8 protein-coding genes are annotated in these 9,377 nt (G+C 44.3%); 3 read left to right on the top strand and 5 right to left on the bottom strand.

All coding sequences use genetic code 11. The features are described 5' to 3' along the window. Positions 1-110: 110 nt before the first annotated feature. Together NDI42_RS28195 and NDI42_RS28190 are read right to left on the bottom strand one after the other, a co-directional pair. Positions 111-740: a HEAT repeat domain-containing protein gene (locus NDI42_RS28195; protein ID WP_190455429.1), complete on the bottom strand. Its 630-nt coding sequence runs from the start codon at positions 738-740 to the stop codon at positions 111-113. A 27-nt stretch (positions 741-767) separates the two neighbouring features. Continuing rightward, positions 768-1,022, bottom strand: coding sequence for a hypothetical protein (locus NDI42_RS28190; protein WP_190455427.1), 255 nt, complete (start codon positions 1,020-1,022; stop codon positions 768-770). Positions 1,023-1,214: 192 nt separating this feature from the next. Here NDI42_RS28190 and NDI42_RS28185 point away from each other — a divergent pair, with 192 nt between their 5' ends. The 3 genes from NDI42_RS28185 (at position 1,215) to NDI42_RS28175 (ending at position 2,627) form a co-directional block, all read left to right on the top strand. Next, positions 1,215-1,811: a Uma2 family endonuclease gene (locus NDI42_RS28185; RefSeq protein WP_190455425.1), complete on the top strand. Its 597-nt coding sequence runs from the start codon at positions 1,215-1,217 to the stop codon at positions 1,809-1,811. Between the two features lie 188 nt (positions 1,812-1,999). Then, entirely contained in the window at positions 2,000-2,239 is a 240-nt protein-coding gene (locus tag NDI42_RS28180) for a hypothetical protein (protein ID WP_190455422.1), read from the top strand. Positions 2,240-2,303: 64 nt separating this feature from the next. Continuing rightward, complete coding sequence (locus NDI42_RS28175; RefSeq protein ID WP_190455419.1) at positions 2,304-2,627, top strand: hypothetical protein; 324 nt, start codon at positions 2,304-2,306, stop codon at positions 2,625-2,627. 60 nt (positions 2,628-2,687) lie between these two features. Here NDI42_RS28175 and NDI42_RS28170 read toward each other — a convergent pair whose 3' ends face one another. From NDI42_RS28170 to NDI42_RS28160, 3 genes are all read right to left on the bottom strand, one after another. Beyond that, complete coding sequence (locus NDI42_RS28170) at positions 2,688-5,963, bottom strand: tubulin-like doman-containing protein (protein WP_199311161.1); 3,276 nt, start codon at positions 5,961-5,963, stop codon at positions 2,688-2,690. A gap of 154 nt (positions 5,964-6,117) precedes the next feature. Beyond that, a complete protein-coding gene (locus NDI42_RS28165) occupies positions 6,118-7,023 on the bottom strand; it encodes a VWA domain-containing protein (RefSeq protein WP_190455417.1) in 906 nt (301 codons plus the stop codon). Positions 7,024-7,388: 365 nt separating this feature from the next. After that, entirely contained in the window at positions 7,389-9,026 is a 1,638-nt protein-coding gene (locus tag NDI42_RS28160) for an ABC transporter substrate-binding protein (RefSeq protein ID WP_190455414.1), read from the bottom strand. Positions 9,027-9,377: the final 351 nt, after the last annotated feature.

Below are 9,377 nucleotides of genomic sequence, written 5' to 3'. Positions count from 1 at the left end.
GTATTTCATCAGATATTCTTATGAATCAGACTGCGTGATCGCTCACCCGTTTTTTGCGAGCGCCTTTGTTTAGACCCCATATTACCTCAGCATCGACTTTTGCAAGAGGTCTAGTGTATAACTTTGTCGCTTTCACTTTCCTCCAGCATCTCAATTGCTGTTTGTGCTGCTTGTTGCACATCCGGGTGAGAGTCTACTAACAATGGACGTAAGTAAGGAATTGCTTCCGCCCCATCTAACTCGCCTAGCTCGTCTGCTGCATTCTCTCGCACAATAAAATCAGGGTCTTTCAGCGCTTCTATCAGTAGAGGATACGCTTTATCTGGATGTAGGCGACTCATAAAGCGCAGAACGCTACCTCTAACGTAACCCGATGGATGTTGGAGTAGGGGTAAAACTTGATTCGCGGTATCCTTTGCGCCCAGTCTGCACAAGCTATCAACCGCTTCAGCAACGATTGATGGTCGTTCATCATGTAAGTATGAAAGCAGGCGATCGCCTATCGTGTGGTGTTCTAGTGGAGGTACTGTGAGTGCAAAGAGAATGGCTCGCAATCTTTCTGTATCCGCACGGTCGATTTCCCTCCATAAGAAAGCAATACCGGCCTCGCCCTGTTGCCTAATCAACAGCGCTACTTCGGGATAATAGATAGATGCGTACTCCTCTCCTTCCAAAGGGGAGCTTTGAAAGTGAGCGATCAGTTCTTCGAGGTTGAGATGGTTTTCGGGGTAAAAACTCATATGACTCTCCTTTAAAGTTTTTCGCTCCTATATTTGACTGCACAACTGGCGGATTTCTTCCAGCGTCATGTTGCCAAATACTCCGGGAAATTCATGACCCAGAGTGGCGGGAATATCATTAATGGTGATATTTCCAGCATCACGTAAACGATTAAGTTCTGCCAGTCGATCTTCCGGAATATTCTTTTGAAACTTTCTGGCGAGGCGCTCGTATTGAGTCAGGATCTTAATCGCCGTTTGACACTCTTTTTTAGATGGTAGCCGAGATTGTCCACTTGTCATTGGCTTTGAATCACTTTTTAAGGTACATATATATAGAATTCCCCAAGAGTGATTTTATGGGCAGTCTGAGTTATCTGTGCAGAAATATCAAGTAAAAAGGCAAATACAAAGTTTTTTGAGCAAATAAGGAGCGCCTTTAGGGGATGCGATCGCTTAAAATAAAACCACCTTGACGTTCGCCTCAAATCAGCGATGGAAACTATAACTCTGAATGTTCCCCCGATGGTAGCTCTAACAGATGAGCAATTTTATCATCTGTGCATGGCAAATGAAGAATGGCGCATGGAACTTACATCTGAAGGAGAATTGATTATTATGTCCCCTACGGGTGGAGAAACTGGTATTAGAAATTCCGATTTAAATGCCGATGTGGTTATCTGGAACCGTCAGACACGACTAGGTTATGTCTTTGACTCTTCCACCATCTTTCAATTACCCAATGGCGCGAAGCGATCGCCTGATGTCTCTTGGGTAATTCGAGAACGATGGGAAGCCTTATCTTCTGAAGATAAGCGGCGATTTCCTCCTCTGTGTCCAGACTTTGTAATTGAGCTGCGTTCCCAAACAGATAGCTTGTCAAAACTCCAAACCAAAATGCTCGATTACCTCGCCAACGGCTTGCGCCTTGGCTGGTTGATTGACCCTCAAACTACTAGAGCAGAAATTTATCGTGCCAATCAAGATGTAGAAATCATTAATTTCTCACAGGATCAAACTCCACCTACTTTATCAGGGGAATCTGTGCTACCTGGATTTACCCTTGATCTAACTTTTATGTTCAATTTTTGATTTTTATAAATCCTATAGCAATCCTATTTGAGCTGTCCAATATACTTTTTAGACCAACCGCCTAGGTGCGACCGAGCGCTTCAGAAGGAGGAAATAAAGAATTCCATAAAGAGAAACAGTTACTATATGAAGAATTAAATGTTGGCAAATATTGGGTAGTGGACGTACAAAAAGCCTAAACTATTTCTTTGGATATTATTGGCAATAATGGTAGTCAGCGGATTACTCAATCCCCAGTTTTATCAGGATTAAAAATAGCTTTATTCCAGAAAGCTCTAGTTCGTAGTTCCGATGCAGCTCAAGCGGTTGTTGGTGCTTGGGTTATTATCCCAATTTCAGATACTTCACTATTCTTAATCTATAAAGCTGGTGTTGATTGCGAACCTGTGAAGGAGTTTGTTACAAAAAAACATCGCCCAATGCAATAAATTGCTCGAAGTGACAATTTTATTGCTATCCTTTCTAAGGCGTTAATAAATAGCTGTACATAAAATGGGTCTGAAAATCATTGAAAATTTTGATGGCAATTTTACCCTCGATCCAGAGGCAAAAGAAACTCTGTTTAATTTATTAAGGGGTGAAGCTTTTGTAAAGCAGATTACTGAACAAATGCAGTGCGAAGAAGTGGAATTTACAGAATTTCTTTTCCAGCCAGTTCCCTACAGCACAGCCACACCCAAAGGGATGCCAGCCCAATTTGAGAAATTCCACGAATCTGAGGATCACTTGATTATTAACGTCCCCCCTAATTTCATGTTTAAAGCTAAAATTTTTAAACCAAATCGCCTTTGTGCCATTTATCGAAAGGTGAGATAAAGACCACCTTCTCGTTCCCAGGCTTAGCCTGGGAACGAGTTAATCAAGGTATCGATTAATTTAGGTGAATTGAACCAGTCGAGTACCGCACTTGGAACAAAACTTAGAATTAGCGGGGTTTTTGTTGCCGCAACTGGTGCAGAAAACCTGTGCAGGTGCAGCACCACCATTATTAACAGGCGGCTGATCTTGCAGTTTTGGTATCACCACACCAACACCTTCACCAACATTTAACTTATTGGCAGCTATGACATTTTGAATAATCGTAGCTTCGCGTCTGTAATCTGGACTATCAGTTCCCCCATTTTTCTCCAATTCCACTTCTCGCTGCTTCAGATAAGCCATCAACTGGTTATATAAAACTCGCTTCTCTTGGGGTTGATCAGCGGCGGCAAGGAGTGCTGTCACTCGACGCTGAATTTCCTCTTTATCAGGACGACACGCCAGCACTTCCAACACTTGTACAGCTTCTTCCCAACCGGAAGCAATATCTACATTTTCTGTGCCAATTACAGTTTTTCTTGTGTAGCGGATTGTATTTTCTTTAGTGTTGCGATTTTCTTCTAGTCGCAACACACCAAAAGCCCGTGCTTGTACCACCAACCGGAACACTTCTGGATCTTCGGGAAACACATCCCAGAAAGGCGGTTCTTTTTGAATGTGGACAGGTACGGGAGGATCTTTGCTTTCGCCTTTAAGTTGCGATCGCTTGGCTTCTATAGATTGTCCTTTCCAGTCTTGATATGATTGTCGCAGCTCTCGCATTCCGTCAATGCAACGCAGAGAAAAGCCGCCTTTTTCTTGCACAAAAACAATTCGGTGACGTTCTTGATCTCCTAATGGGGTGATCGCATCGCTACTCCCGACTCGTTCTTGCAAATATGGTAGCAGTTTAATTGCGGCTGGATCGGTGCTGTTGCGACCGCCGACGATGGCAACTTTGGTATTTAATGCTGGTGTAAAACCTGCATCTGCACCGCTGAGAACGGCTTGGGAAAGTAAAATCAGGGGTTGTGATTTTTGGTAGGCGATGCGAATGTTGCTACGGATTGCTTCTGGGTCGTTTTGCAAGGCTTTGAATAAGCGATCGCTTGCGGCGAGTTCCCGCTTAAACCGACTTTCTTGGGGAGACTTTTCTACTACTAACTGAGTTCTGCTAACGACAATTTCCTTGAAGTCATCCGAGTTCACATCCGGTAGTTGAGTAATATCAAATAGCTGCATTACTTCACCCGCAGCGCGTGTCTGTTTCCACAGAGGGCTAGCATCTCGCAACACGTCTTCTGACATCGTGCTACAAATTTGATCTATCCCCAATTCATAGCGGCTTTTGCTACCTTCTGATGCACCCGCCAACTGCTCAATCATATCGCGATAGAGCAGGTTTAGTTCTTCCCGTTCATACAATTTAATTCCGTTAATTTTCAAAGCATCGGCGCTATCAGCTTCTTTATCAGCTTTTTGTTTGAAACCATCGCGTAGTTGCCGCAATTTTTGATTAAATCGAGCCAGTCGCCGTTCTAGTAATTCCAGATGTTCTTGCATTCTGGTAATTACTTCTAATGCTAAAGCGCGTGCTTTGCGCTGAATAATAGCAACAAAACTACCTTCTAAACCTGTGAGAGCATCTTCGCAATATTTCTCCATTTGTGCTTGCTTGGTAAGACCAAACAAGCTTTTAAATTGATTAATATCTTGTAAAGCTGTCTCATACTGTCTTTGCCGATTTGCTTCGTTGGGTTGCCAAATTTTTTCTGAGTCGCGGCGAAACTTTTCTGCTGAATTTGTCAATAGTTGGCGGGCTGTGGCGATGAAGGCATCGGCAAATTTTAATCCTCGGTTGCGATCGCGTACAATATCGTACAACTCCCCCTCTAACGCTTTTCTTCCCTGCTGGATAATGCGGTTGCGGTTGTCATACATTTTTTGCAGGAAGTCACCATGCGATCGCTCGTCCGGACTTAATTCCCGCAAGTGGTTGGCGCGATATTCATCTACCTTTGGTGTGAGATAAGTATCTACAAATTGCAGAATTTTACCGCGTTCCGAACCGATAACATTTACACCTTGATGGGTGCATTGCAGTTTATTATCGGTGGCAATTTCATTGCGGATGCTGTTCACCCAGTTAGAAATTTCTGACACATAGGATTTATCATTTGCTGAGGATAAATCCGCTATAAGTTCCGCGTCCGTTAACCGCATTCTTTTTAGGATATCGGTTTGCACCAAATCCAGAACATTTGGCGGTAACGGTACAGATTCATTCAGCCACCAACTAACTAAATCTACTCCCAAACGACTAGATAAAGAAGTGCGAATTTGAGCCAGGGGAATCTCAATTGTAGAGAGTCCAAAACTCATAAAGTTTTTGGGATAACCTCTTCCGCCTGGATCTGCTTGCGCCCAAGCACCTTTAATATTGTCTCGGATTGAACGCTTGTGCGGAGCAAAATCGCTAGTTAAATCTAGGAAAATATTTTGCCCGATCATTTCCCGAATTTGGTCTAGGGAAAACTCACTTTCGCCATTTTTTGTACCTACTAAATAGGTAAAATCAAATGGAGGGCGTTTGTTGCGAACTTCATCTGCTAATCCACCGCTAAATTGAACAGCGTACTCGGTTCTGTAGTCCGAGAAATAGCTTAATTCCATCATCGCTGCGTAGCCATTAGCGAGAACGCGATCGCCCACTTTGATACTCGCAAAGGCGTTAGGCATCGGCACAATTGCCGTTATCAGGGGGCTGGCTTGACCTTTGAGCCAATTGCGGATGCAATAGCCCAAATCGATGAGCATACCGCTACCAGTACCGCCAGAAAGGGAGCCTGTGACGAAGACATTTAAACCACCGCTGCTCACCTTAATGCCATATTTATCCAGCATAAAGTTCTCGTGACCCTTGACGCGATCGCAAGCTTCATTAAATTTTTGCTGAATCTTGTGGTAGTTATAAAAAAAAGCAAATCGGCCGCAAGCACGAATTTGACCCGCACCTGCTTCTAATGCGCCAATATTTCGCTCTAATTCTTTGGGAAACCACGACTCAATCCAAGGATATTTTCCCATATTGGACATAATATCGCTGACTTCTTTGCCGCTGACACTTGCCCAAAATTTCTCGTTATCTTGTAATGGCGTTCCTGCTGCTTCTGGATTGTTTACTTTGTAATCTTTATCAGTATCAATTGTCAGGAAACTAATGATCGGGAAATTCTTTAAACTGCCATAAGTTTCTTCTACCAGTCGGCGTACCCGCGACAGCACTTCCACGCCTGTTCCACCTACTCCTACGAGTACGGTAGGAACCATACTTTTTTCTTCTACTGCTGCCATGATATTTCTCCTGTATCAGCTTTTTTAGTTTTAACGCAAAGGTAATCGCAGAGGTAGCACTGTCGCGCCGCGCCGCTAACGTAGAGTCAGAGTAAGTCCGTTGCGCCCCTTTGCGAAAGCCTCTGCGTTCTTCGCGTTGCAAAATATGACTTGATCAACATGACGAGAAAAAGGGTAAATCAAGTATTTTCCAGATTTGCCAAATAATTATTGGCGTAAGTACGCTCCAAAATAAAGCATTGCCTAGAGATAATTGTCCAGAAAGATTCATCGGTAACTTAAATAAACCCTGAAAGACGAACTTATCAAGAATCAGAGTCAGCGTCCACATCAAGGCAATCCAAGCAGCACCTAGCCATAAGATAATCCATTGGCGGTTACTGTTAAACCGAGTAAAAAATCTTTCTGTAAAAAACCTTTGGAGATTACTGGTTTCACCAGACGCATAAATGCCGCCTGTAGTGAAAGCTGTTAATTTTAATTCTGGGGAATCTGCTCCGACTACGATTGCATTAACCTTGACTTTACGCGCCACAGCATTACTTACAACATTCGGTGATACATTAGCACCGCCATCAGTTACTAATAATAATTCCCGGCAGCGATCGCTAACTCCACTGAGTGCTTCTGTACCTTTTTGAATTGCTGCATTGATGTCTGTTGTATTATTCGCAACTAACTGAGGTAAATCGGGATTTTGTAAAGCTTGGGTTAATTCATCGCTTACCTGTTTGCTATCAGTTTTAAATTCGTTACCTGTAAGACTTTGCACCACACCCCCAAACCCTAAAATTTGCACTTGGTTGGCGTTTCTTAATTGGGCATTTTCTGCCAAATACGACTGTACGGCTTGCACTTCCTGGTACATAATCGTACCAGGGGCGTTGAACTGCGTGCCGTAGGTGCTGGTGCTAAGATCGAGAGCGATCGCTACCGCAACTTTTGGTCTACCTAATCCCAATAGCCAGCACAAAAGGGCTGCTATTAAACAAAGGGAAAGAAACATTAACGGAATCTGGAATAGAGGATACCGCCAGAATGCGCGACGAAAACTACTCATGGGATGTTGGGCGTGCGATCGCTAAATTGGTAGACAAAATTAAATAAAACCTCTCCCCCAACCCCTCCCCTACAAGGGGAGGGGAGTCTTGACAATTTTTTCTAGTGTAGCGGTGCGTAAACCTACGGGTTAGAGGGTCTCTGTCCTTGTTTGCATCACGTTTTGATCCCCCCAACCCCCCTTGGAAAGGGAGGCTAAGAAGAAGTTGCACATGGTGTAGCCTTTCCCCACATTTTGATTTCCCTAACCCCTGTTGGAAAGGGAGGCTAGGAAGAAGTTGCACATGGTTTAGCCTTTCCCCCCCTTCCCTGGTAGGGAAGGGGGCTGGGGGGTTAGGTTTTTTGTCCATATACTTACCCCTCTACTTAAATTGGATCGAATTGATATTTCGATCCGGCTGGCCCATTTTTACCGGGAACAGCTTTAACCAAAGGAACCTCATTGAGAACATTAAAATCGGTTGCAGTTCCCGTAATCGGGATACCAACTTGAAGTTGCTGCGATACTCCAGAACGGTTAGGATTTTGGCTGAAGGCAGTTGCTAAAGCTTGAGTAGCATCATAAGCTGTGGCAGTGCGCCAGCTGACTCTTCCTTTCCAAATTGTGGCGGCTTGATTTGCAAATGGATCGTTTGGCTGGGAACTCCAGGGAACCGCCAGCACGATGTTTTGAATTGCATCTCCCCCTTGTATTAAAATTGCAGGGTTATAAAGTTCATCACCGCCAATTAATTCTAAGGATTTATTAGCTTTAGCGATCGCAACCGCTTGATCGGCTTTGTTTTTACTTAGTGCCAAAAAGCCAATTTTCGCCCCAGCGTTGCTAACATCGGCAATGGTAGCAGCAGCATCAAAACCGGCAGCATTAATATCCACTTCTTTAACGACTTTGCCGTTAACTTGAGATAAAGCGGCTGTGAATTGATCTTTGAGTTGCTGACTGTATTGACTATCAGAATTGTAGAAAACGGCAACAGCAGCGGGAGATTGCTTAGAGTTTGCGTATTTCGCTAAGGTAGTGCCAACAGTTTTTAGGTAACTTCCTAACAATTCGTTGGCTTTTTTGGCGAGAGAAATTGTTTGCAAAGTTGATTGACCGCTGCTATTGGGGGTGATGCTGGTGCTGATGGGAGAAAGTACGGTTAAGCCAGCTTGTTCGTAAAGCGCGATCGCTTGTTGACTTCCATTATCTACCCCATGTCCCAGCACTCCCAAAATATTCGGCGACTTAATCAAATCTTGCGCCAGGGAAGCTGCTTTTTGCGGTTCAATATCATTGACAATTACCACCTCCAACAAACGTCCAGCCGTCGGAGGCGAGGCGTTAAACTTGTCCTGATATTGTCCGACACCCCGAAGAACTTCTTTCGCTGTATCGGGGTTGGGGGTGACGGGAACTACAACAGCCATCGTCAGGGGATTTCCAGCTTTTTTAGCTTGGGCGTTGTTCAGATAAATTTTGCTTTCTGGGTCGTTGGGGTTGGCGGTGACGGCTTGCTGGTATTGCGCGATCGCATCATCCCATTTCTTCTGGGCAAAAGCCAATGCCCCGGCTTGTTTTGCCGGATTTGTTGCACCCGCAAACAATATCTTTTCACCCTGACTAATCAGCTGGGCGTTTGCAGATGTATCGCTGACAATTGCTTGCGGATCTGCTGGCGCTACTGCTTCTGTATTAGCTGTGGGAGGTTCAGAGACGCTAGAAGTAACTTCCGCAGGCTGCTTCCCTTGTAAAACTTTATATAAACCCAATCCTGCTAACAGTGCGATCGCAATTCCCGCCACAATGAAAGCTAGCCGCGCCGATGACTTAGAACCGGGGATACTCGACACGACAGTTTTCTGACTTTTTTTGCCCCCCGCGATCATTGCCTCTTTAGGCAAGCCACACATAATACAGTCTGGCCCGTGATTTTCCTGCGGTGTATGGGGTTCAGTGCTAGGGTACTGTTGATTGTTATTTTTAGGTACACCGTCGCAAATCCATGTGCCTTGAGGATTCAACTTTCCCAATCTCCGTGATAACCCTTTTGGTCTTTACTTATTGTAGTAATTACCATCTTCAACCCACAGAGGGAATGTTCCACCCTTGTCTACCCTCTAAGTATTAATTGTTGTTACAAAAATATTTGGAGCGCGATCGCCTAAATAGGGGCATGGTAATCAAAAAGCCCCTACCGTATAGCGTTTCTCAGTTGGGTGGAATATATTGCGGTGCTAACGTTTGGTAGACGCATGGCATTGCCCATTAGTGTCAACTTAAGAAAAAGCAGAGATTGTCAAGAGGTGTTCCAGCGAAAGATAAGCTGACAATTGCAGCATTCATCTCGGTCTATGGGCAATCCTCGCAATGGT

It is taken from the genome of Funiculus sociatus GB2-C1 (genome assembly GCF_039962115.1).
Lineage (GTDB): Bacteria > Cyanobacteriota > Cyanobacteriia > Cyanobacteriales > FACHB-T130 > Funiculus > Funiculus sociatus.
The sequence above is the reverse complement of the archived record's forward strand: the minus strand, read 5'-3'. Positions and strand labels throughout refer to the sequence as shown.